20 protein-coding genes are annotated in these 21,381 nt (G+C 72.1%); 11 read left to right on the top strand and 9 right to left on the bottom strand.

Translation table 11 applies throughout. The features are described 5' to 3' along the window. Positions 1–38 precede the first annotated feature (38 nt). Positions 39–725, bottom strand: coding sequence for an LmeA family phospholipid-binding protein (locus tag ABT232_RS05555; RefSeq protein ID WP_351836229.1), 687 nt, complete (start codon positions 723–725; stop codon positions 39–41). Between the two features lie 98 nt (positions 726–823). Between ABT232_RS05555 and ABT232_RS05550 the strand changes: the two genes are divergently transcribed. The 3 genes from ABT232_RS05550 (at position 824) to ABT232_RS05540 (ending at position 3,209) form a co-directional block, all read left to right on the top strand. Beyond that, the gene (locus tag ABT232_RS05550; protein ID WP_351836227.1) at positions 824–1,444 is read left to right on the top strand and encodes a TetR family transcriptional regulator; all 621 of its coding nucleotides are present in this window, start codon (positions 824–826) and stop codon (positions 1,442–1,444) included. A 149-nt stretch (positions 1,445–1,593) separates the two neighbouring features. Next, positions 1,594–2,367: an IclR family transcriptional regulator gene (locus ABT232_RS05545; RefSeq protein ID WP_351836224.1), complete on the top strand. Its 774-nt coding sequence runs from the start codon at positions 1,594–1,596 to the stop codon at positions 2,365–2,367. Then, positions 2,364–3,209 carry an SMP-30/gluconolactonase/LRE family protein gene (locus ABT232_RS05540; RefSeq protein WP_351836221.1) on the top strand — a complete coding sequence of 282 codons (846 nt, stop codon included), beginning with the start codon at positions 2,364–2,366 and terminating at the stop codon, positions 3,207–3,209. Before ABT232_RS05545 ends, ABT232_RS05540 begins: the two co-directional genes overlap by 4 nt. Positions 3,210–3,343: 134 nt before the next feature. Here ABT232_RS05540 and ABT232_RS05535 read toward each other — a convergent pair whose 3' ends face one another. From ABT232_RS05535 to ABT232_RS05525, 3 genes are read right to left on the bottom strand one after another with little or no spacing between them, the layout of a single operon-like run. Continuing rightward, positions 3,344–4,738, bottom strand: a complete 1,395-nt coding sequence (locus ABT232_RS05535) for an FAD-dependent oxidoreductase (RefSeq protein ID WP_351836218.1) — start codon at positions 4,736–4,738, stop codon at positions 3,344–3,346. After that, the gene (locus tag ABT232_RS05530; RefSeq protein WP_450871573.1) at positions 4,731–5,999 is read right to left on the bottom strand and encodes an MAB_1171c family putative transporter; all 1,269 of its coding nucleotides are present in this window, start codon (positions 5,997–5,999) and stop codon (positions 4,731–4,733) included. The genes ABT232_RS05535 and ABT232_RS05530 overlap by 8 nt, the downstream gene beginning before the upstream one ends. After that, the gene (locus ABT232_RS05525) at positions 5,996–6,595 is read right to left on the bottom strand and encodes a toxin-antitoxin system, toxin component family protein (protein WP_351836216.1); all 600 of its coding nucleotides are present in this window, start codon (positions 6,593–6,595) and stop codon (positions 5,996–5,998) included. Before ABT232_RS05525 ends, ABT232_RS05530 begins: the two co-directional genes overlap by 4 nt. A 219-nt stretch (positions 6,596–6,814) precedes the next feature. Here ABT232_RS05525 and ABT232_RS05520 point away from each other — a divergent pair, with 219 nt between their 5' ends. From ABT232_RS05520 to arfA, 5 genes are read left to right on the top strand one after another with little or no spacing between them, the layout of a single operon-like run. After that, positions 6,815–8,164: an extracellular solute-binding protein gene (locus tag ABT232_RS05520; protein ID WP_351836214.1), complete on the top strand. Its 1,350-nt coding sequence runs from the start codon at positions 6,815–6,817 to the stop codon at positions 8,162–8,164. Further along, positions 8,161–9,102 carry a carbohydrate ABC transporter permease gene (locus ABT232_RS05515; RefSeq protein WP_351836212.1) on the top strand — a complete coding sequence of 314 codons (942 nt, stop codon included), beginning with the start codon at positions 8,161–8,163 and terminating at the stop codon, positions 9,100–9,102. The genes ABT232_RS05520 and ABT232_RS05515 overlap by 4 nt, the downstream gene beginning before the upstream one ends. Then, positions 9,099–9,956 (top strand): carbohydrate ABC transporter permease, encoded by an 858-nt coding sequence (locus ABT232_RS05510; RefSeq protein ID WP_351836209.1) that lies wholly within the window; start codon positions 9,099–9,101, stop codon positions 9,954–9,956. The genes ABT232_RS05515 and ABT232_RS05510 overlap by 4 nt, the downstream gene beginning before the upstream one ends. Next, positions 9,953–10,924, top strand: coding sequence for an arabinan endo-1,5-alpha-L-arabinosidase (locus ABT232_RS05505; RefSeq protein ID WP_450871572.1), 972 nt, complete (start codon positions 9,953–9,955; stop codon positions 10,922–10,924). The genes ABT232_RS05510 and ABT232_RS05505 overlap by 4 nt, the downstream gene beginning before the upstream one ends. Positions 10,925–10,970: 46 nt before the next feature. Beyond that, the gene (gene arfA, locus ABT232_RS05500; RefSeq protein ID WP_351836207.1) at positions 10,971–12,476 is read left to right on the top strand and encodes an arabinosylfuranosidase ArfA; all 1,506 of its coding nucleotides are present in this window, start codon (positions 10,971–10,973) and stop codon (positions 12,474–12,476) included. 27 nt (positions 12,477–12,503) lie between these two features. Here arfA and ABT232_RS05495 read toward each other — a convergent pair whose 3' ends face one another. The 3 genes from ABT232_RS05495 to ABT232_RS05485 are packed head-to-tail and all read right to left on the bottom strand — an operon-like array spanning position 12,504 to position 18,171. Next, positions 12,504–13,073, bottom strand: a complete 570-nt coding sequence (locus ABT232_RS05495) for a hypothetical protein (RefSeq protein WP_351836205.1) — start codon at positions 13,071–13,073, stop codon at positions 12,504–12,506. A gap of 7 nt (positions 13,074–13,080) precedes the next feature. Then, complete coding sequence (locus ABT232_RS05490) at positions 13,081–13,485, bottom strand: hypothetical protein (protein WP_351836202.1); 405 nt, start codon at positions 13,483–13,485, stop codon at positions 13,081–13,083. 21 nt (positions 13,486–13,506) lie between these two features. Continuing rightward, the gene (locus ABT232_RS05485) at positions 13,507–18,171 is read right to left on the bottom strand and encodes a DUF6531 domain-containing protein (RefSeq protein ID WP_351836199.1); all 4,665 of its coding nucleotides are present in this window, start codon (positions 18,169–18,171) and stop codon (positions 13,507–13,509) included. A gap of 191 nt (positions 18,172–18,362) precedes the next feature. Here ABT232_RS05485 and ABT232_RS05480 point away from each other — a divergent pair, with 191 nt between their 5' ends. Both ABT232_RS05480 and ABT232_RS05475 read left to right on the top strand, forming a co-directional pair. Further along, complete coding sequence (locus ABT232_RS05480) at positions 18,363–19,244, top strand: sulfite exporter TauE/SafE family protein (RefSeq protein WP_351836197.1); 882 nt, start codon at positions 18,363–18,365, stop codon at positions 19,242–19,244. Between the two features lie 28 nt (positions 19,245–19,272). Next, a complete protein-coding gene (locus ABT232_RS05475; protein ID WP_351836194.1) occupies positions 19,273–19,725 on the top strand; it encodes an ankyrin repeat domain-containing protein in 453 nt (150 codons plus the stop codon). On the opposite strand, the gene ABT232_RS05470 is transcribed toward ABT232_RS05475, so the two are convergent. Both ABT232_RS05470 and ABT232_RS05465 read right to left on the bottom strand, forming a co-directional pair. Further along, the gene (locus tag ABT232_RS05470; RefSeq protein ID WP_351836192.1) at positions 19,691–19,948 is read right to left on the bottom strand and encodes a DUF397 domain-containing protein; all 258 of its coding nucleotides are present in this window, start codon (positions 19,946–19,948) and stop codon (positions 19,691–19,693) included. The genes ABT232_RS05475 and ABT232_RS05470 overlap by 35 nt on opposite strands. Further along, a complete protein-coding gene (locus ABT232_RS05465; protein ID WP_351836189.1) occupies positions 19,945–20,784 on the bottom strand; it encodes a helix-turn-helix domain-containing protein in 840 nt (279 codons plus the stop codon). Before ABT232_RS05465 ends, ABT232_RS05470 begins: the two co-directional genes overlap by 4 nt. A 127-nt stretch (positions 20,785–20,911) precedes the next feature. On the opposite strand from ABT232_RS05465, the gene ABT232_RS05460 reads away from it, so the two are divergent. Then, the gene (locus ABT232_RS05460; RefSeq protein ID WP_351836187.1) at positions 20,912–21,367 is read left to right on the top strand and encodes an ATP-binding protein; all 456 of its coding nucleotides are present in this window, start codon (positions 20,912–20,914) and stop codon (positions 21,365–21,367) included. Positions 21,368–21,381 lie beyond the last annotated feature (14 nt).

Here is a 21,381-nt window from a genome sequence, read left to right as displayed (position 1 = left end):
GAGGGAGGGGGCGGGCGGGGCCGGGTGGCGGCGGCCGGTCAGGCCTTCACGGTCGTCGGGCCTCCCGTCAGCTCCAGCCGGAGCCCGTCCGGCGTGACCGCGACCCGTTCCGGTTCCAGCCGGAGCGGCAGCGCGGACAGATCGACCTCCCGCGGCGCGTCCCCGAGCAACTGGCCGGCCAGCGCGTCGGGGACGGCCCGGTCGCCGATCCGCACGGCGGTGCGCTCGAAGCGGAGGCCGCCGTCCTCGAGCACCGGCCGGAATCCGACGGTGACCCGCCCGGCGGGCCCCGCGTGCACCACCAGTTCGTGCGCGGCCGGGTCGGTCGTCACGGTCGCCCGGCCCAGCGCGCCGCCGGTCATGGCGCTCACCGCGTCCGTGAGCGCCGCGTCGCCGAGTTCCGCGCTCACCCGGCTGTCCCGCACCGAGAGGCCGTCCCCGGTACGGACCACGTCGTCCAGCTCGGCGTGCAGATCGACCCCGCTGAACCGGCGGAACGTGGCGCCCTCGCCGGAGACCTCCACGCGCGGGAACGACCCGCGCGCCAGCTGGAGCGTCACCGGGGTGGGGCCGAAGCCCACGTCGAGCCCGGTGTGCAGCCGGCGCTCCATCCGGTCGGCGAAACGGTCGGCGGCGTAGTGGCGGGCCACCGCCTCCGCGATGCCGCCGACGGCCAGCACCGCGCCGACCGCGGCGAGGGTGACGAGACGCGCTCTGCGGGACACGCGCCCCCTCCGAATAAGTGTCATGGCTGACAGCATAGCCAAAGTGTCATGACTGACAGATCCTTTACCGTCGGTTTTGAGCCTGCGATACTCCTCACATGGCAACCCTCGACACCCCTGCCGCCGAGCCCCGGGGCCGGCGCGAGGCGCACAAGGCGGCGACCCGCAAGGCGCTCCAGGAGGCGGCCCACCGCATGTTCGAGGAGCGCGGCTACGCGCAGACCACCGTGCGGGACATCGCCGCCGCGGCCGGGGTCACCGAGCGGACCTTCTTCCGCTACTTCCCGTCCAAGGAGGACCTGGTCCTCGACGAGATCCTGGACCTCATCCCGGTGATCCGGGCCAAGGTGGTCGCCCGCCCCGCCGCCGAGGACCCGTACGCCGCCGTGCTCGGCGCGACCCTGGAGGTGGCCGCCGGCGGCGGTGTCGGCCTGATGTTCAGCGGGCCCCCGCAGCGCTTCCCCGGCCAGCCGACCCGCCAGTTCCTGCCGGTCCTCAGCAAGTTCGAGACCGGTCTCGCCGAGGCGCTCCGCGAGCGGCTGGCCGCCGAGGACCCGGAGGTGGCCACACCGCTGCGCGCCGCCGTGCTCTCCAGGGCCGCCGTCGGCGCGATGCGCTCCGCGCTGTTCGCCTACACCGCCCTGCCGGAGGAGGAGCGCACCCCGGTCGTCGCCCGCGACCTGCTGCTGACGGCCTTCGCGCATCTGCGGGGAATCTGAGCGGGCGCGGGAATCTGAGCGGGCGCGGGAATCCGGGCGCGCGCGGCGGACCTGGCGCAGGACCATTGCCCCGCCGAAGCGTCCATGAGTAGCCTGTGTTCGTTATTCCGACCGTCAGTTGAAATTTCGAACATGGGAGGAGGCCGGTTGTGGGACGCCTCGTACCTGCCGTGACCCGGGCTCTCGACATCCTGGAGCTCTTCCTCGACGGGGACGGGACACTCTCCGCCCCCGACATCGTCCGCAGGCTCCAGTTGCCCCGCACCACCGTGCACGAGCTGGTCACCACGCTCGCCGCCCGGTCGTACATCGTCGGCGTGCCCGGCCAGCCCGGCCGCTACCGCCTCGGCGTACGGCCGTACCAGCTCGGCAGCCGCTACGCCGAGCAGCTCGACCTCGCCGCCGAGGGCCAGCAGGTCGCCCGGTCCGTCGCCGAGACCTGCGACGAGACCGTGCACGTGGCCATCCTCGAAGGCACCGACGTCATCTACATCGCCAAGGTCGACTCCACGCACGCCGTGCGCATGGTCTCCGCGGCCGGCCGCCGCCTCCCGGCGCACTGCACCTCCGTCGGCAAGATGCTGCTGGCCTCCCTTCCCGAGCACGAACTCGCCGCCCGCGTCCCGGACGGCGCCGAACTGGTCGCGATGACGCCGAACAGCATCACCGAACCGGCGGCGCTGCGCGAGGCCCTGGCCGAAATCCGCCACCGCGGGATGGCGGTCGAGAGCCGCGAGTCCAACCCGGACGTCAGCTGTGTCGCCGCCCCGGTCCGGGACCGCACCGGCCAGGTGGTGGCCGCGCTCTCCATCTCCGTCCCCATGATCCGCTGGAGCGACGAGCGCCGCGCCGAGCTGGAACAGCTCGCCGCCAAGGGCGCGGCGGAGCTCTCCGAGCGGCTCGGCCACCGGAGCGTGGCATGACCACGTACGAGCGCGCGGTCGCCGCCGAGGCGACCCTCGGCGAGGGCCCCACCTGGGACGCGGCGCACGGCCGCCTCCTGTGGATCGACATTCTCGGCTCCCGGATCCACACCTACGACCCGTCCACCGGCCGCCGCACGGTCCGCACCACGGACCAGCACATCGGCGCGGTCAAGCCCCGCGCGGGCGGCGGCCTGGTCCTCAACCTCCGCGACGGCCTGGGGCTGCTCGACCCCGACGGCGCCTTCCGCTGGCTCCACCACGAGCCCGTGCCCGGCCGCCGCGCCAACGACGCGGCCGTCGCCCCCGACGGCACGCTCTGGGCGGGCACCATGCGCTACGACGAGGCGCCCGGCGGCGGCACGCTGTCCCGGGTGACGGCCGACGGCACGGTGGACGTCGTGCTGGACGACGTGGCCGTGAGCAACGGCACGGGCTGGAGCCCCGACGGCCGCTCGATGTACTACATCGACTCGCCGACCCGCCGCGTCGACGTCTTCGACGTGCGGGACGGCCTGATCGGCGACCGCCGCGTGCTCGCGGAGATCGAGGAGGGCGCGGGCTTCCCCGACGGCCTCACCGTCGACGCGGACGGCTGTGTGTGGGTGGCCCTCTGGGACGGCGGGGCGATCCGCCGCTACACGCCGGCCGGCGTCCTGGACCGCGTCATCGAGCTGCCGGTCCCCAGGGTCACGGCCTGCGCGTTCGGCGGTCCAGACCTCACGGACCTGTATGTGACGACGGCACGGGTGGGGCTGACGGCCCCGCACCCGCTGTCGGGATCGCTGCTGGTGATCCCGGGGGCGGGGCAGGGAGTGGCGCAGCCGGCGTTCGCGGGCTGAGGGGGCCTGGCCTCCGGCGGTTGGGCGGCGCGGCTGCGGAGTCGGTGGGTACGGAAGTGTGCCGGGTGCGGGTGGTGGGGGGCTGGTCGCGCAGTTCACCGCGCCCCTGAGGGGTGGGGCGGGTCGCCCCGTGTCTACGGCAGTCCCGCCGCCTTGCGTTCCTGGGCCGTCAGTGGTGGAGCGCCCAGCGCGGGCTTGAGGGGGCCCACCGCTGCCGCCAGCAGGAGGCTCGGGGTCAGCAGGACCTCGGCGCCGCGTTCCAGGGACAGGACGTCCGTGACGCGGCGGGCCACTCTGCCGTTGCCGGTGGCGGTGTACAGCAGCCGGTCGACGTACGCCGCCACCGCCCGCTCCCGCCACCCGGGTGCGTCCGCCGTCGCCCCGGGGAAGAACACGTCCTGCCCGATCGCGAGGTCCCACGCCGCGCCGACCGGCCGGGCGACCGCCCGCTGGACCCGCCGGGCCAGACCCTCCGCACCCCAGCCGTACCGCCGCAGCCCGTCCCGCAGGGCCACCGCGGACTGCGCGGCGACCGACATGCCGTGCCCGTAGACGGGGTTGAACGCGGCCACCGCGTCGCCGAGCACGACGAAGTTCTCCGGCCAGGCCGCGACCCGCTCGTAGAAGTGGCGCCGGTTGGCGGTGGTGCGGGTGAAGGAGACGTCGGTCAGCGGCTCGGCCCGCTGAAGCAGTTCGGCGATCACCGGATGCCGCAGCTCCTCGCGGGCGTACCGCTCGAAGTCGCCGGTGTCGGAGGCCGGTTCGCCGCCCCGGGTGCCGTACAGGGTGACCAGCCACCGCCCGTCCTCCACGGGCAGCAGCACCCCGCCCCGCCCCGGCCCGCCCGCACGGGGCCGCGGCTGCACATTGACGACGGGGAAACGTTCCTGTGCGTCGGCCGGCGCGCGGTACAGCCGGCTCGCGTACGCCAGCCCCGAGTCGACCTCCCGCCGCTCCGCCTCCGGCACCCCCAGCTCCGCCAGCCAGCGTGGGGTGCGTGAGGCGCGCCCGGTCGCGTCGATGACCAGGCCGGCCCGCAGGAGGCGTTCGGCGCCGTCCCGGTCGCGGACCCGCACACCGGTGACCGCGCCGGAGCCGCCGGTCAGCCCCAGCACCTCGGTGCCGTCCACGACCTCGATCCGCTCGTCGGCGAGCACCGCCGCGCGCACGCTCGCGTCCAGCAGGTCGCGCGTGCACAGCAGCATGAAGTGCGACTCGGCCCAGCGCCGGTACCAGCCGTGCGGGGACAGCACCACCATGTCCGCGGTGACCGGCTGCCGGTGCGCCCCGGCCTCCGTGAGCCGCGCGCCGAGGCCGGGCAGCAGTTCGTCCAGCGCCCGCGCCCCGCCCGACCACAGCTGGTGGACGTGGCGGGCCTGCGGCAGACCGCGGCGCGGCCGCGGCCCCTCGGGCAGCGCGTCGCGCTCGACGACGATCACCCGGCCGGCGGCGCCGGTCAGCGCGCGGGCGGCGAGCATCCCGGCGAGGGAGCCGCCGAGGACGACGGCGGTGGTGGTGCGTTCACTCATGTGCGGACACGCTCTCTGCGCGTGCGGCGGCGCGGGTGCGGACCGCCGCGAGGTCGTCGGGACGGCGGAGGGCTCGGGACACCGCCCCGATCTCCTGGAGCAGGTCCGTGGTGTCGGGCTCGCCGCAGCCGTCGTGGTCGGGTGCGCGCCGCCGGGCCTCGACGGCGTCCTGGATGGCGAGGGCCGCGGCCAGCGCCTTCGCCCGGTCGGGCGGATGGCCGAGCGCGAGGGCCGCGGCGTGGGCGCGGCGGCGGGCCTCCTCGTCGATGTGCCGGGCCAGCGGCAGCAGGACGTCACGGATGAACGTCTCGCGCCGGATCAGCCGCAGCTCCGGCGCGGCGCGCAGCAGGAACGGCACGCCGGAGCCGTTCACGGACCGGGTCAGCGTGTACAGCGGGCGCAGTTCGTGGTGGGCGAGCCGGACCCGCCAGCGGTCGTGCAGATACTGGCCGGCGTGCGGCAGGATGAAGCCGACCGCGATCAGGATCGCCGACAGACAGGCGACCGGCGGCGCCAGGTCGGTGCTGAGCCAGTCCAGGTCGTGGCCGGTCCAGCGGGCGGCGACGGCGGTCATCTTGGACAGGTCGAAGATCAGGTTCAGTCCGTAGCCGATGCCCAGCGACTTCAGTCCGCCGCGCAGCCAGACGTCCAGCCCCTCGGTGCGCACCCACTCCCAGATCAGCTTGGACGTGATCAGGACGGCCACGCAGTGCGCGAGCAGGTAGAGCACGATCAGCTCGCGCATGAACGGGGTGGTGGCGTAGTAGGTGTCCAGGTCCCGCAGCCGCTCCTCGGGCGCGTCCGCGAGCGCGAACAGCACCCACAGCGCGGCGATCACCGCGGAGTAGGTGACGATCACCCAGCGCATGGCGCGGCGGGTGTCGGGGGAGCGGTCCGACAGGCCGTTGCGCCAGGCGATGATCAGCAGCAGACAGGAGGCGCAGAACGCCGTGATGAGCGAATAGCACCAGGGCGCCGAGATGTTGGGCACGCCGGTGACCCGGTTGGTCCAGGCGATGGTCGGCGGCGCCACGAACACGAACACCGCACAGGCCATCAGCAGCAGGGCGCCGACGGCACGCAGCAGCGGGTCGCGCCACAGCCGGATGATGGTCGGCAGCTTGATCGCGAGGGCGGCCGTCAGGACGGCGGTGGGGATCCAGAAGGAGATGTACAGCTCCCTCAGGAACCCGGCGGGGTCCAGTGCCAGGACGGCGGCGAGAGGGTGTGCGGAGACGGCCTCGGGCAGGGCGGGGGTCACGGCCGGCGTCCTCCGGGTCCGCGGTAGCCGAGGGAACGCTGCACCGGGTCGGGGGAGGCCTGCGTGCCGGTCAGCAGCGGCCGGAACAGCGCCGCCAGCCGGTGCCCGAAGTCGTCCGCCTCCGCCTCCTCCCGCTCCCGGGAGCCGTTGCGGGCGGCGACGGTGAGGGCGAGGTCGCGCCAGCCGGGCCCCGCGGCCAGGGCGTGCGCGGCGGCTTCGCCGCGCAGGTGGTGGTGGCCGTGCCCGGCGTGCATGTGCCACAGCTCGTGGCCGAGGATGACCAGTTGCTGCACGGCTTCGGCCCGTTCCTCGACGATGACGAGGTCGAAGTCCTGGAACTCGACCCACAGGCCGGTCACTTCGAGCTCGTCGGGGAACCGCTCGAAGCGCAGTTCCACGGGCCGCCCGCCGCGCCGCAGGCTCATCTCCTCGCACAGGGCCCGGCACACCTCGCGCACGTCGGCCGGGGTGTCGGGGCGGGCCCGCAGCGCGGTGCGCAGCCGGCCGGCCAGGTCGCGCATCGCGGAGCCGGTCCGCGCGCGCCGCAGCGCCGTGGCGAATCGGCCCGCGCCGTGCCGCGCGCCCGGGATGTCCATCGCTCCCCTTTCCGGCCACCGCCTCACCGCCCGACGGCGACCCGTCAGAGGGTACGCGGCCGGTCCTGAACGGGACCACGGTGTTTCGGAAGTTCGTGTGCAACCCATTGACGCGCAAGCGCTTCAACCTTACGGTCCGTTCGAAGTTACGAGCGCCATCCGATATCTCGAACAAGCGTGACGTGTCTCGTAGAGAACCTCGAAGAGTAAGGGCAGGGAATGGGACAACCTGGCCTGAACCGCAGGCAATTGCTGGCCACACTCGGCGGGCTGACGGTCGCGGGAAGCTTCGGCTTCGCCGCGCTCGGCACCGGCGCCGACGCCCTCGCCTCCGGTGCCCGCACCCGCGTGCGCTACTGGAACCTCTTCAGCGGCGGCGACGGCTCCAACATGATCGCGATGCTGGACGCCTTCCGGGCGCAGTATCCGGACATCGCGGTCAAGGACTCCACGCTCCAGTGGGGCAACCCCTTCTACACCAAGCTGGCCATGGCCGCCGCGGGCGACCGCGCTCCCGAACTCGGCGTCATGCACATGGGCCGCGTCGCCGGCTTCTCCCCGGGCCGCCTCCTCGACCCGTGGAACGTCGACCTGCTCGCCGAGTACGGCGTGAGGGAACAGGACTTCAACCCCGCGCTGTGGAGCCGCGGCGTCATCGACGGCAAGCTCTACGCCCTGCCGCTCGACATCCACGTCCAGCTCTGCTTCTACCGCAAGGACGTGCTGAGGAAGGCGGATCTGCTCGGCGACGACGGCCGGATGATCCCGGTCGGCTCCACCGACGAGTGGTTCGACGTGCTGAAGCGGGCCAAGGCGGTCCAGAAGAAGGGCCTGCAGACCATCGGCCTGTGGACCAACGACCAGAACTTCCAGTGGTGGTTCTTCGTCGCCTTCTACACCCAGCTCGGCGGCGAGTGGTTCGACGACGACCGCACCGAGGTCCTCTTCGACACCGACAAGGCCACCCGGGTCCTGGAGTTCCTGCGGCAGCACGTCACCGACGGCTATGTCGTCCCCGGCGCCCCCACCGGCGAGCAGTTCGTCAACGGCGCCCCCTTCACCTGGGAGGGCAACTGGTCGGTGCCGGTCTTCTCCGGCGCCGGACTCGAGTACGGCGCCACGCCGCTCCCGCCCGTCTTCGGCAAGCAGGCCACCCACGCCGAGTCGCACGCCTTCGTCCTGCCCCACCAGGCCGGCCGCGGCGGCGCCGCCGACGAGGCCGCGCACCGGCTGGCCGCGTACGTCGTCCAGCACGCCCAGCAGTGGGCGGCCGGCGGCCACATCCCCGCCTACACGCCGACGCTCACCACGGACGCCTACCGGAAGCTCACCCCGCAGAACGAGTACGTGAGCGCCATGGACCACCAGGCCACCGAGCCGAAGGTGTGGTTCGCGGGCTCCACCGGCGTGCTCGCCCAGGACCTCGGCCCGGTCGTCGTCTCCTCCACGATGGGCTCCGCGAAGCCGGCCGCCGTCGCCCGGACGATGAAGAGCCGGCTCACCAGGCTGCTCGCCTCGAAGAACCCCATGGACGGCCGGACCGCCGCCGAAGGAGGTGCGGCCGCATGATGGCGACCAGCGCTCAGACCGCCGTCGCACCGGCGCGGACGAGGACCGCCGCCGTGAGTGCCACCGTCCGCCGCAAGCAGGGCTTCCAGCACGGCGGCTGGTTCGTCGCCCCCTTCCTCGCCCTGTTCGCCCTGTTCGTGATCTGGCCGCTGCTGCGGGGCGTCTACCTCAGCTTCACCGACGCCAACATCTCCGGCGAGGGCGCGAGCTTCGTCGGCCTCGACAACTACCGCGACGCCCTGAACGACGCGGCGATGTGGGACGCGCTGGGCCACAGCGCCTACTTCACGCTGCTCGTCGTGCCCTGCATCACCGTCCTCGCCTTCCTGCTCGCGATGCTCGCCCACCACATCGAGCGCGGCAAGTGGCTGTGGCGGCTGTGCTTCTTCGCGCCCTTCCTCCTGCCGTCCACGGTCGCGGCCAACATGTGGCAGTGGCTGTTCACCCAGGGCATCGGCCTGGTCAACGAGACCTTCGGCATCGACACGCCCTGGCTGACCGACAAGTCGTACGCGATGCTCGCCATCGTCGTCACCACCCTGTGGTGGACCGTCGGCTTCTCCTTCCTGCTCTACCTCGCCGCCCTCCAGGGCATCCCCGGCCACCTCTACGAGGCCGCCAAGCTGGACGGCGCCAACGCCTGGCACCGCATGGTCCACATCACGCTGCCGCTGCTGCGCAACATCACCGGCCTGGTGATCGCGCTCCAGATCCTCGCCTCGCTCCAGCTCTTCGACCAGGCCGTCGTGATGATGGACTTCGGCCCCGGACCGGAGCTCTCCACCCGCTCCTTCGTCCAGTACACCCTCGAACAGGGCTTCACCAGCTACCGCGTGGGCTACGCCTCCGCGATGTCCATCATCTTCTTCGTGCTCATCGCAGCCGTCGCCCTGGCGCGCATGTGGCTGCTGCGCACCCGTGAGGAGGGCACCCGATGAGCGGCACGCCGATACGGCTCAAGCCCCGCAGTTCGTGGACACCCAGCCAGATCGCGCTCACCCTGATCGGTGCCGCCGTCTCCGCCGTCTTCATGGCGCCGATCGTCGCGGCCCTGCTCACCTCGCTGAAGTCCGAGGCCGAGGCGGCCGAGATCCCGCCGCACTGGCTGCCGGAGGACTGGACGGGCCAGGCTTGGTCGTCGCTGTGGGAGACCGGCAACGTCACCAACTGGTTCGTGAACTCCCTGGTCGTCTCCGTCTGCGTCACGACCGTCGTGCTGATCGTCAGCGCGCTCGCCGGCTACGGCTTCGCCCGCACCGAGTTCCGCGGCAAGAGCGCCCTGATGGGCCTGGTGATGACCGGGCTCATGGTCTCCCCGGCCGTGCTCGGCGTGCCCCTGTTCACCACCGTCCAGCAGATGGGGATGGTCGACACCTACTGGGGCATGATCCTGCCGCAGTGCGCGCCCGCCGCGATGGTCTACATCCTCTACAAGTTCTTCCAGGGCATCCCCCGCGAACTGGAGGAGGCCGCCTTCATCGACGGCGCGGGCCGCTGGCGGGTCTTCTTCACCATCATCCTGCCGCTCTCGCGCCCCTCGCTCGCGGCGGTCGGCATCTTCACCTTCATCAGCTCCTGGAACAACTTCCTGTGGCCGTACATGGTGACCAACAACCCCGACCTGATGACCATGCCGAACGGCATCGCGACCGTCATGAACTCCTACGGCATCCAGTGGGCCCAGCTGATGGCCGGCGGCCTGATGGCCGGTCTGCCGCTGATCATCGTCTTCGTCTTCTTCCAGCGGCAGATCGTGGCGGGCGTCGCCCACACGGGATTGGCGGGCCAGTGACCCTGCGCAGCACCCTCGTCGCCGTCGGCACGGCCACGCTCATGGCCCTCGTGCCCCACGCCGCCCAGGCGGCGACCGGCTACCCCGACCCACGGCCGATCACCGGCCAGCAGATCATCCACGACCCCACCGTCGCCCGCCTGAAGTCCGGCGGCTACGTCGCCTACTCCACCGGCGGCATCATCGGCGCCCGCCTGTCGAAGGACGGCCGGCAGTGGGACGACGCCGGCAACGCCTTCGCCGAACCGCCGTCCTGGTGGTACGAGTACAACGACACGGCCGACCCGTGGGCCCCCGACCTCTCCTACCGCGACGGCACCTACTGGCTGTACTACGCCGTCTCCTCCTGGGGCAGCAACCACTCCGCGATCGGCGTCGCCACGTCGAAGTCGGGCCGCCCAGGCACCTGGACCGACCACGGCAAGGTCTTCACCTCCGAGCGCACCGACACCTTCAACGCCATCGACCCGGCGATCGTCCGGGCCGACGGCAGGCTGTGGATGTCCTTCGGCTCCTACTGGACCGGCATCCGCATGGTCGAGCTGGACCCGAGCACCGGCAAGGCCGAGGCCGGGGCCACGGTCCACCACCTCGCGACCCGCCCCGACGCCCCCTACGCCGTCGAAGGCCCGTACATCGTCAAGCACGGCCGCCACTACTACCTGTTCGCCTCCCACGACGCCTGCTGCTCCGGCGTGAACTCCACCTACAAGATCAAGGTGGGCCGCTCGACGTCCGTCACCGGCCCCTACACCGACAGCACCGGCACGCCGCTGCTGGAGGGCGGCGGCGACCTCGTCCTGGAGGGCCACGGCCGCTACATCGGCACCGGAGGCCAGTCCGTCTTCCGCGACAAGGGCGAGGACTGGCTGGCGTACCACTACTACGACGCCGAGGACGACGGCACTCCGAAGCTCGGCCTGAACGTCCTGCGCTGGACGAAGAACGGCTGGCCCGTCGCCCGCTAGGGCGCACCGGCAGACCAGACAGCAACCCACACACGGAAAGGCCCCCATGCGTACCGCCCGTTTCACCCTCGACCCCGCCTTCACCGTCGGAGAGGTCAACCCCCGCCTCTTCGGCTCCTTCGTCGAGCACCTCGGCCGCTGCGTCTACACCGGCATCTTCGAACCGGACCACCCGTCCGCCGACGAGGCCGGACTGCGCACCGACGTACTGGAGCTCGTACGGGAACTCGGCGTCACGGCGATCCGGTATCCCGGCGGCAACTTCGTCTCCGGCTACAAGTGGGAGGACTCCGTCGGGCCCGTGGAGGACCGCCCCCGCCGGCTGGACCTCGCCTGGCGCTCCACGGAGACCAACCGCTTCGGCCTCTCCGAGTACATCGCCTTCCTCAAGAAGGTGGGCCCGCAGGCCGAGCCCATGATGGCCGTCAACCTCGGCACCCGCGGCGTGGCCGAGGCCCTGGAACTCCAGGAGTACGCCAACCACCCCGAAGGCACCGCCCTCTCCGACCTGCGCCGCACCCACGGCGACAAGGACCCGTTCGGCATCCGCCTGTGGTGCCTCGGCAACGAGATGGACGGCCCCTGGCAGACCGGCCACAAGACGGCCGAGGAGTACGGCCGCGTCGCCGCCGAGACCGCCCGCGCGATGCGCCAGATCGACCCGTCGGTCGAACTCGTCGCCTGCGGCAGCTCCGGCCAGTCCATGCCGACCTTCGCCGAGTGGGAGGCGACGGTGCTGGCGGAGACGTACGACCTCGTCGACTACATCTCCCTGCACGCCTACTACGAGCCGCTCGACGGCGACGTCGACTCCTTCCTCGCCTCGGCCGTGGACATGGAGTCCTTCATCGAGAACGTCGTCGCCACCTGCGACCACATCGGTGCCCGGCTGAAGTCCAAGAAGAGGATCAACCTCTCCTTCGACGAGTGGAACGTCTGGTACCTCTCCCGCACCGAGGCCGAGGTCAGCGCGCTGGACTGGCCGGAGGCCCCGCGCCTGCTGGAGGACAACTACAACGTCACCGACGCGGTCGTCTTCGGCTCGCTCCTCATCGCCCTGCTCCGCCACGCCGACCGCGTCACCGTCGCCTGCCTCGCCCAGCTCGTCAACGTGATCGCCCCGATCATGACCGAGCCCGGCGGCCCGGCCTGGCGGCAGACGACGTTCTTCCCGTTCGCCCAGGCGTCGAAGTACGGCCGCGGCGAGGTGCTGGACGTCCGTGTCGACTCGCCGACGTACGAGACGAAGAAGTACGGCGAGGCCGACCTGCTGCACGCCACCGCCGTACGCGCCGAGGACGGCACGGTCACCGTCTTCGCCGTCAACCGCGGCCGCACCGAGGCGCTGCCGCTGGAGGTGGCCGTGGGCGGCCTCGGCCTCACCGAGGTCGTCGAGCACACCGCCCTGGCGGACGCCGACCCGGACGCCCGCAACACCCTCGCCGACCCCGAGCGGGTCACCCCGCACGGCGTCGACGGCACGACCCTCACGGACGGCCGCCTGACCGCCGTCCTGGAACCGCTGTCCTGGAACGTGATCCGGCTCGCCTGACGCCTCGACCGGGCCGCCGAAGAGGTATCACTCCCCGGCGGCCCGGCTCGGCGGAGCCGGTGCCGCCCGCCCGGACGTCACGAGCGGGCCCTCGACGTGTGCGGCACCGGCCGTGTACAGCAGCCAGAGCAGTTCGAGGGACCCGAAGAAGGACTCGCCCCAGCTGTCGACCCGGACACGCACCCGCGAAGCGCCCACCGGTTCGGCGTCCCAGAACTCCCAGCCGCGGGACTCCTCGTCGGGATCGAACCGGTGGATCCAGTTCCGCAGCGACCAGGGCTCGCCGCCGCCGCGCCGCGTGTAGGCGATGCGGCCGTTGCGGGCGAACTCCTGTTCCGCCGCGCGGTCGGCGGCGCAGACCGACCTGAACCATTCCGGGAACACGCCGGCCGGCAGATCCTCCTCGTCGAAGTCCGCCGCGCACGCCAGCCGGAGCGCGGCCGACAGCACGGCCCGTACCCGCTCCGTGTACTCCTCGGCGGAGCCGTCGGCGACGTCGACGCCGAAGGAGGCCAGTACCGGTGGAGCCGACCCGGCCGGCGGGTGCCGCCGTACGCGCTCCAGTTCGGCGGTGACACTGTCGAGGTCGTGGAGCACGGCCGGGTCAGCCCCAGGTGAAGTCGTAGCGGTTGTGCTCACCGTCGAAGGTGAGGCCGATCTCGACGCCGGTGAGGCCGTAGTGCTCCCGCAGGCACTCGACGAGGGCCGCGGCGGCGACCTCGTCCTGGTAGTCCGTCAGCATCGGCACGTCGTAGCCCGTCACCCGGACCAGGATCGGGCCGGTACCCGCCCAGAGCGCTTCGAGCTGTCCGGCCACCAGGCCCAGACCGAAGTCCATCCACCGCGTCTCCGCCGGGGTGATCCCCGGCGGCGGCAGCAGGCGGACGCGCGAGTCGCCGATGAATCGCGCCTCTCGCGGCGGCTCGTCCACCGGCCCGGCCTCCAGCGTGACACGGGCGACGAGCCCCCACGGGCCGAGGCGCTTCTTGTACAGGTGCGTGACTGACATGGATCGGTGTTCCGCTCCGTCCTAAAGGAATCTCAGCCGGTCGAAGACGCGGGAATGGAAGTAGTTCTCCGTTCCCATGTTGGTGGGACGGGAGATGTAGTCGTAGTCGTGGGGCTCCCCACGCCCGTACATGATGCTGTGCCGGTCGATGAAATCGTCCATCTCGGACTGGCTCATGGTGCCCACATGGGCCTGCTGCATGGCGGACAGGTCCGCTTCGCTCACCCGGAACGGCATGATCTCCACGTCCGCCCCGCGCCGGTTGCGCAACAGGTCCGCATAGCGTTCGGCCTCCTCCCGCGTGCCCCACGAGTACACGCCGGGGCCCAGATGGGCCCGGTGCTCGTCGGTGGGCCACGGCGTTCCGTCCGCACGCAGCCGCGCCGCGTTCTCGCGGTCCTGGACCGTGTAGAACTCCCGCTCGCCGCACTCGGGCGCGAGGCCGAGGGGATCGGTCCAGCGGTGCGGGTTCGGCACGTACGCCGCCGGGTTCGGCGCCGGCGTCAGACCCAGGGGGTCGGTGGTGAGGTAGCGGGCGGTCTCGGGGTCGTAGTGACGGAAGTAGTTGTAGTGGAGGCCGGTCTCGGGGTCGCTGTACTGGCCGGGGAAGCGCAGCGGGGTGTAGGCGGTGGCGTCCTTGTTCCACGTCGTGGTGCCCCACAGGGTGGTGCGGGTGCGCCAGGCGACGTCGCCGTGCTCGTCCACCAGCTCGCGTGGGGAGCCGACGAGGTCGGTGACGATCGCGAAGAAGCGGGAGTCGATCTCCGTTTGCGGGGCGTCGGCCGCGGTGATCCGTTCGGTCTGCGCGATGGGGTGCAGCCCGCGGTGGTCCCAGGTGAGGGTCACCGGATTTCGCAGGCCGGCGGACCGGGTGGTCTGCTCGCACAGGACCGTGCCGTCCCAGGTGAAGTCGACGCGCTCGACGACCGTCGTGCCGTCGGCAGCCAGGCGGAGCTTCGCGGTGCGGCGGCCCAGGGCGTCGTAGGTGTAGCGCCAGACGGTGCCGTCCGGTGTCGTCACCTGAGTGAGCCGGTCCTCGGTGTCCCACGCGTAGCGCCAGGTGTCCGGCTTGCGCGACAGCCGTGTCTTCTGCCGCAGCGTGATGCGCCCCAGCGCGTCGTGCTCGTAGCGGACGCCGCCGGCGCGGGTGATGCGGGTGCCGGTGTAGGCGCGGTCGCCGGTGGCCTCCTGGCCGGGACGGGCCGCGGACCAGCCGGCCCGCGTCTGGTCGCCCGCCGCGTCGTAGGCGTAGGTCTCGCTCCAGCCCTCGGCCTGGACGGCGGTGACGCGGCCGACGGCGTCGAGGGTGAAGTCGTGCGAGCCGTTCAGCAGGTCGTCGAGGGAGGCGAGATGGCCGTCGGCGCGGTAGGTGTAGGCGCGGCGCTGGAGGACGCGGCCGTCCGCGCCCGTGGCGGACTGGGCGGCGAGGCGGCCCAGCGGGTCGTAGGTGTTCTCCAGGATGAGGAAGCCGCCGACCCGCCGGGTGAGCTCATGGCCGGCGTCGTCGTAGGCGATGTCGACGGAGCGGCCGGAGGCCACCAGACCGGTGCGGCGGCCCGCCGCGTCGTACGACCAGGTGGTGGCCGCCCCGGTCGGAGTGGTGCGCCCGGTGCGGCGCCCCAGGTCGTCGTACCCGTACGTGAGTGTGCGGCCGTCGACGGACTCGGACCGGACGAGACCGAACCGGTCACGGGTGACGGCCAGCCGGACGCCGTCGGGGCCGGTGGCCTCGGCGAGCCGGCCGGCCGGGTCGTAGGCGAAGGTGGTGACCCGCCCGGCGGCGTCCTTGCGGAGGACCTGGCCGAGGGCGTTGCGCTCGAAGACGGTGGTCTCGCCGAGGACGTTGGTGCGGGCGGTGAGGCGGCCCGCGGCGTCGTGCCGGTAGGTGAGCGTGCGGTCGTCGAAGTCGGTCTCGGCGGTCAGCCGGCCCGCCGCGTCATGGGTGTAGGTCCAGGTCAGTCCCCGCGGGTCGGTGACCTCGACGAGGCGTCGTTCGGTGTCGTGGGCGAACTCGTAGCGCACGCCGTCGGGGGTGGTGCGGGCGGTGAGCAGGTCGAAGTGGGTGTACTCGAAGCGGGTCTCGCCGCCGAGCGGATCGGTGTGGGCGGTGCAGTTGCCCTCACCGTCGTAGGTCCACGACTCCCAGGTGCCGTCGGCCAGGGTGCGGCGGGCCGGCCGGCCCTCGGGTGTCCATTCCGTACGGGTCGTGGCACCGGTGGGGCCGGTGCGGGTGACGGGGCGGCCGAGGGCGTCGTGGGTCTGGCGGGTGACCGCGCCGAGCGGGTCGGTGATCTCCAGCGGCAGCCCTGCCGGATTGCAGCGGATGGTCGTGACGTTGCCGAGCGGGTCGGTGACCGAGGTGAGGCGGCCCGCCTCGTCGTGGGTGAAGCGGGTGGTGTGTCCCGCCGGCGTGGTCAGGGAGCTGCGGTTGCCGCGCGCGTCGTAGGTGTACCGGGTGACGTTGCCGTCGGGTGTGCGGACGCTGAGGGGCTCGGCGAACGTGCCGTACTCCGCGGTGGTCTCGCTGCCGTCGGGGCGTACCACCGCGACCAGCCGGCCCGCGTCGTCGTAGCGGTGGACCACGGTGTGGCCCAGCGGATCGGTGCGGGTCAGCAGGTGGTCGCGGTCGTCCCAGGTCTGGGTCGTCGTGTTGCCGAGCGGGTCGGTGATCGCCACGATCTGGCCGCGCGGGTTGGCGCGGTAGACGGTGGCATGGCCGAGCGAGTCGGTGTACGTGACGGTGGTGGTGCCGTCGGGGTCCGGGCCCGCGTAGCAGATGCGGGAGTCGAGGACGCCGTCGCTGCCGTGGGTGGCCGTCACCCGGCCGTGGTCGTCGTAGGTGTACGTGAAGGTGGTGTCGTTGCTGTCGTGCCAGCCGGTGACGCGGTGCGCCGCGTCGTAGGTGAAGCGGGTGGCCGCGCCGACGGCGTTGACGACCTCGCACAGGTCGCCGCCGTCGTCGTGGCGGTAGGCGCGCAGGCGCAGCGGGCCGTCGTCGGTGAGGGCGTGCACGGCGGTCACCCGGCGGCCGTCCGCCGCGCAGGTCGGCGTCAGCCGGTAGCCGCCGGAGTGGGTGATCTCCGAGAGGACGTCGCCGGTGTCGCGTTCGAAGGCGATGTGGTTGCGGTTGCGGTCCTCGATCCGGGTGAGCCACCAGATGCCCTCGGCCGTCTCGGCGGGTTCGAAGGAGCGGGTCAGTCCGGCGTGCGGGTCCTGCACCACGAGCACGTACGAACTGCCCTGGGACACATAGGTCAGCGGCAGGCGCTCGCCGGCCACCGGGTCGACGCGGTCGCCGACGATGTCCGGGGTGCGGGGGTAGTACAGGCTGGAGCCGTCCTCGCGGCGCCACCAGACGCCCGGTGCCCGCGGGTCCCTCTCCAGGCGTTCGTCGAGCGTGGACGCCCACGACGGGCCGAAGGCGATGCCGTGCGCGTAGCCGGTCAGATGGGTGCGGCGCAGGGTGAGCGGCAGGGTGCCGGGCAGCTCCACGTCGGTCTGCGACATGATCATCTGGCCGGTGGCCATGTCGATCGGGTCGCCGCAGGTCTCCTTGTCCGTCAGGGCGCGGGCGTCCTTGGAGCGCTGGAGGAGGTCCGGGTCCCGCTTGGCGTCCGCGTCGGTCTTCGGGCGGGTGCCCGAGCCGGACGTACCGTCCCCGCCCTTGCCGTCCTCGTGCTTTCCGACGTCGACGCCCTTGGCCCGGTCACCGACGCCCGTGTCGTTGCCCTTGTGCAGCCGCGAGGTGGCCTTCACCCGGTCCGGAACGGTCTCCGTGATGTGCTTGGTCACCTTGGCCAGGGCCTTGTCCGTGCCCTTGAGCGCGCCGTGCAGCACACTGTCGAAGGCCTCGGTGAACGGGTCCCGGCCCTTGCTCCGGCCGAACGCGGACCTCGCCTTCCCCAGCTGCGTCGAGGCGGCCGTGCGCAGTTCGCCGCCGTGGCCCGACACCTTGCCGGCGCCGTCCGAGAACTCGAAGTGGTCGATGTGGGTCCGCTTCTGTGGGCCTCCGCCTCCGCCGTCCCCGCCGCCCGCCGAGGCCAGCTGCATTCCGCCCTTGCCCCCGTGCCCGCCCTGGCCGCCGCCACCGCCGCCGTCCGCGGGCGGCATGGAGAACGCGCCCTCGGCCAGGTCGAGCACCATGTCCTCGACCATCGCCTCCAGCTTGGCGTTGACCGGCTCGGTGAGCTTGGCGATCACCTCGTCGACGATCCGCTCCACGGCCTCGTCGATGATCCGCTTGACCACCTGCCGCATCGCCGCGATCTCGGCGGCGCCGATCAGCGCGGACAGGCCGCCGGTGACCACGGCGAGTCCGGCGGAGATGCCCACCGAGGCGGCCATCACCCCGAGTTCGATCTCGGCCTTGGTCTTCATCCCGTAGATGATGTCGGCCAGCCCGTCGCACGCGTCCGCGAACAGCCGCGCGAGTTCCGGGAGTTTCTCCAGGTGGCCGGTCTTCACCTTCTCCCAGTGCTTCTCCATCGCGTCGACGGCCCAGCCCTCGGAGGAGGACAGGATGCGGGAGAACGCCTTGTGCGCGTCGCCGCCGTGGCCCTCGAACTTGTCGGCGAAGTCGCGCATGGCCGTGGCCATCTCGCGGTAGTCGTCCTCGTCCACGTTCGGGAAGTTGATTCCGATGAACTCCAGGACCTCGTCGAGCCAGCCCGGAATGGTGTAACCCACGTGCGTCGTCCCCCCGTGTACCCGGCAGCCCGGTGGCCCGGCTCCCGTGTATGCCTCCGAAAACGCGAAAACCTTACTGGTGAAGACGTCCCGCCTGCTGCTCCGGTTGCTGGAGTGAACCCGGGTGACTCTGTGAGCGGTCTCATCGGACGCTCAGCCTCCGCTCAGACTCGGCTCCTACCGTCACCCCGATGCGTACCCTGATCCTTCTCGCCCTCGCGGGCCTCGGCGCCCAGCTCGTCGACGGCAGCCTCGGCATGGCCTACGGCGTCACCTCCACGACGCTCCTGCTGGCCCTCGGCACCAACCCGGCCGCCGCCTCGGCGACGGTCCACCTCGCCGAGATCGGCACCACCTTGATGTCCGGCGCCGCTCACTGGCGGTTCGGGAACGTGGACTGGAAGGTGGTCGCGAGGATCGGCGTACCGGGCGCGGTCGGGGCGTTCCTCGGGGCGACGGTGCTGTCCCGGCTGTCGACGGAGGTCGCCGCTCCGCTGATGTCGCTGATCCTACTGTCGCTGGGCGGGTACGTCATGACCCGGTTCACCTTCCGGAGCCTGCCGAAGGACCGGCTCGGCAAGCCGCTGGGCCGCCGCTTCCTGTCCCCGCTGGGGCTGGTCGCCGGGTTCCTGGACGCGACGGGCGGAGGCGGCTGGGGCCCGGTCGGCACTCCGGCGCTGCTGGCGAGCGGCCGGATGGAACCGCGCAAGGTGATCGGCTCGATCGACACCAGCGAGTTCCTGGTGGCGGTCGCCGCGAGCGCCGGGTTCCTGCTGTCGCTCGGCTCCCAGGGCCTCGACACGCTGTGGGTCGCCGCGTTCCTGCTGGGCGGCCTGGTCGCCGCGCCGATCGCGGCCTGGCTGGTACGGCTGCTGCCGCCGCGGGTGCTGGGCTCGGCCGTCGGCGGAGTGATCGTCGTGACCAACGCCCGTACCCTGCTGCCCGGCGCCGCGCCGACCGCCGTCCTCTGCCTTCTGTGGGCGGCGGCGGTCGGGTACTCGGTCCGCGCCCACCTGAGGGAACGCGCCCCGGACGGCGAGCCGACGAGGGAGCCGAGAACGGTCGGCGCGTGATCGCCGGCCGGGGCTACCCTCGGCGGCGATGAACAGACGGAGACAGAAGAGGCTGACGGCGCGTCTGGTGACGGCCGCCATGCTGGGCCGGCACACCGACGTCGCGGCCCTGCTGCGCGCGGGAGCCGACCCGCACACCCCCGACGCCGACGGCACGACCCCGCTCTACGCCGCGTCCGTCCACGGGGCCACCGGCATCGTCCGCACCCTGCTGGCCGCCGGTGCCGCGCCCGACGCGGAGAGCGGCCACGGCAGCGAGGGCACGCCCTTGTGCGCAGCCGCCTGCTGGGGCCACACGGACACGGTCCGCGAACTCCTCGCCCACGGCGCCGATCCCAACCTCCGCGAGGACCACGGCACCGGCCTCACCCCGCTGGGCTGGGCCCTGCACGGCCCGCACCCGGAGACCGCCGATGTCCTGCGGGCGGCGGGCGCGGTGCAGGTCGCTACGGCGTGTCCCGGCCCAGGCGGGTGTGGCTGAGGAAGTCGCCCCAGGCGGCGGGGGAGAGGGCGAGGCGGGGGCCCTGCCGGTTCTTGGAGTCGCGTACGTGGATGGTGGCGGGGGTGAGAGCGACTTCGACGCAGTCGCCGGAACCGCTGCTGCTGTAGCTGGACTTGCGCCAGGAGAAAGCGACTTCGACGCAGTCGCCGTCGCCGCCGCTGCTGTAGCTGCTCTTGAACCAGGCCAGTCCGCTGGTGCTCATAGTTCTCCTCGCATCCGCTGCAACAGGCTCATGGAGTCTTCCGGGGTGAGAGCCTGCGAACGCATACTGGCATACCGCCTCTGGAGGACGCTGACCTCTTTCGGGTCGGAGATGAGCAGGCCGCCCCGCTGCCCTTCGCAGTAGCCGAACCACTTGTTCTCGGGTGTCTCAAGGAGCTGCATGGGCCCGTCGAGTCCCGCGTGTGTCTCACGTACGGGCGGCATGACCTGCATTTCGACGTTCCGCAGTTTGGCAATCCCCAACACGTGATCGATGAGCCCTCGAGTGACCTCCACGCCGCCTGTCCGTCGCCGGAACAAGTGCTCCTCCAAGAGGAAGGCGAACGCCGTGTTCGGCCGATCCACAAGCAGTTGCTGCCGGTCCGCGCGGGCGACCCACTGCGCCTCGACCTGTTCGTCGTCCAGCGGAGGCAGCTGATTCGTGAACAGTGTTCGCGCGTAGGCCTCCGTCTGCAAGAGGCCTGGAATCAGCCGGCACTCGTAGGTGTACAGCGTGATGGCGCCCCGCTCCAAGCCTGCCCACCGCCTGAACCACGCCGCCAACCCCGGCTGCCGGGCCAGATGTGCCGCTGCCCTACGTACCGCCCCCGTGTTCCCCGTCGCCTCCTCCGCCCCCTCGACGAACGTGGAATCCGGCATCCGGCGGCCCAACTCCACCGACGCCACCGTGTGCTTGGAGTAGCCGACCCGCTCGCCCAGCTCCTCCCTGCTCAATCCGGCATGCTCCCGCAGGGCTTGGACCATCGCCCCGAACGTCCGCATGCTGTCCGACGATTCAGGCTCGCCACCCGTCCCCACCGCACCCTCGACCACCATCGGTCACCTCCCGCGCCCATGGTCACGGGCCGTCACCGGTACTGTCCAGATCGTGACCGCGTACGCTGCGTCGGCGTACGCGGTACATGCCTGGTGAACACGGCTGCCGACGCGCCACATTGGCCCCATGACCGCACCCTCGACCCCTCGTCCGCCGGTTACCGTACGTACGTTCACCCAGCGCCTGAGTGCCACCCCGCGCGGCGCCCGTCTCGCCCGGCACCTCGCCCAGAGCCAGCTCGCCGACTGGGGTGTCCCGTACGGCTCCGGGCCCTCGGACACCGTCGCGGCCATCGTCGCCGAGCTGGCCGCGAACGCGGTCACGCACGGACGAGTGCCGGGCCGGGACTTCGAGCTGCGGCTCTCACTCGTGCCGGGACGCGTCCGGATCGAGGTCGCCGACACGCGCACCGCGCCGCACCCGCCCGCGCCCGGCGACGTCCGGCTGCCGCACCCTCTCGCCGAAGCCGGGCGGGGCTTGGCGCTCGTGGCCGCGCTGGCCGACCGGTGGGAGGTGTGGGAGCGCGTGCCGGGCAAGACCGTGCGCGCGGAACTGGAGCTGCCGGATTGGATTCTTGTGTGAACCGTTGACGCGAA

Origin of the sequence: Streptomyces sp. NPDC001532 (assembly GCF_040298625.1) — a bacterium.
In the GTDB taxonomy this organism is placed as follows: Bacteria; Actinomycetota; Actinomycetes; order Streptomycetales; family Streptomycetaceae; genus Streptomyces.
The sequence above is the reverse complement of the archived record's forward strand: the minus strand, read 5'-3'. Positions and strand labels throughout refer to the sequence as shown.

Excerpts from the sequence above, each read along its gene's own strand:
- ABT232_RS05490 (WP_351836202.1), bottom strand. The coding sequence starts at position 13,485 with ATGTCAGTCACGCACCTGTACAAGAAGCGCCTCGGCCCGTGGGGGCTC.
- ABT232_RS05520 (WP_351836214.1), top strand. The coding sequence starts at position 6,815 with ATGGGACAACCTGGCCTGAACCGCAGGCAATTGCTGGCCACACTCGGC.
- ABT232_RS05475 (WP_351836194.1), top strand. The coding sequence starts at position 19,273 with ATGAACAGACGGAGACAGAAGAGGCTGACGGCGCGTCTGGTGACGGCC.
- ABT232_RS05550 (WP_351836227.1), top strand. The coding sequence starts at position 824 with ATGGCAACCCTCGACACCCCTGCCGCCGAGCCCCGGGGCCGGCGCGAG.
- ABT232_RS05510 (WP_351836209.1), top strand. The coding sequence starts at position 9,099 with ATGAGCGGCACGCCGATACGGCTCAAGCCCCGCAGTTCGTGGACACCC.
- ABT232_RS05470 (WP_351836192.1), bottom strand. The coding sequence starts at position 19,948 with ATGAGCACCAGCGGACTGGCCTGGTTCAAGAGCAGCTACAGCAGCGGC.
- ABT232_RS05515 (WP_351836212.1), top strand. The coding sequence starts at position 8,161 with ATGATGGCGACCAGCGCTCAGACCGCCGTCGCACCGGCGCGGACGAGG.
- ABT232_RS05460 (WP_351836187.1), top strand. The coding sequence starts at position 20,912 with ATGACCGCACCCTCGACCCCTCGTCCGCCGGTTACCGTACGTACGTTC.
- arfA (WP_351836207.1), top strand. The coding sequence starts at position 10,971 with ATGCGTACCGCCCGTTTCACCCTCGACCCCGCCTTCACCGTCGGAGAG.
- ABT232_RS05525 (WP_351836216.1), bottom strand. The coding sequence starts at position 6,595 with ATGGACATCCCGGGCGCGCGGCACGGCGCGGGCCGATTCGCCACGGCG.
- ABT232_RS05540 (WP_351836221.1), top strand. The coding sequence starts at position 2,364 with ATGACCACGTACGAGCGCGCGGTCGCCGCCGAGGCGACCCTCGGCGAG.
- ABT232_RS05535 (WP_351836218.1), bottom strand. The coding sequence starts at position 4,738 with ATGAGTGAACGCACCACCACCGCCGTCGTCCTCGGCGGCTCCCTCGCC.
- ABT232_RS05465 (WP_351836189.1), bottom strand. The coding sequence starts at position 20,784 with ATGGTGGTCGAGGGTGCGGTGGGGACGGGTGGCGAGCCTGAATCGTCG.
- ABT232_RS05480 (WP_351836197.1), top strand. The coding sequence starts at position 18,363 with ATGCGTACCCTGATCCTTCTCGCCCTCGCGGGCCTCGGCGCCCAGCTC.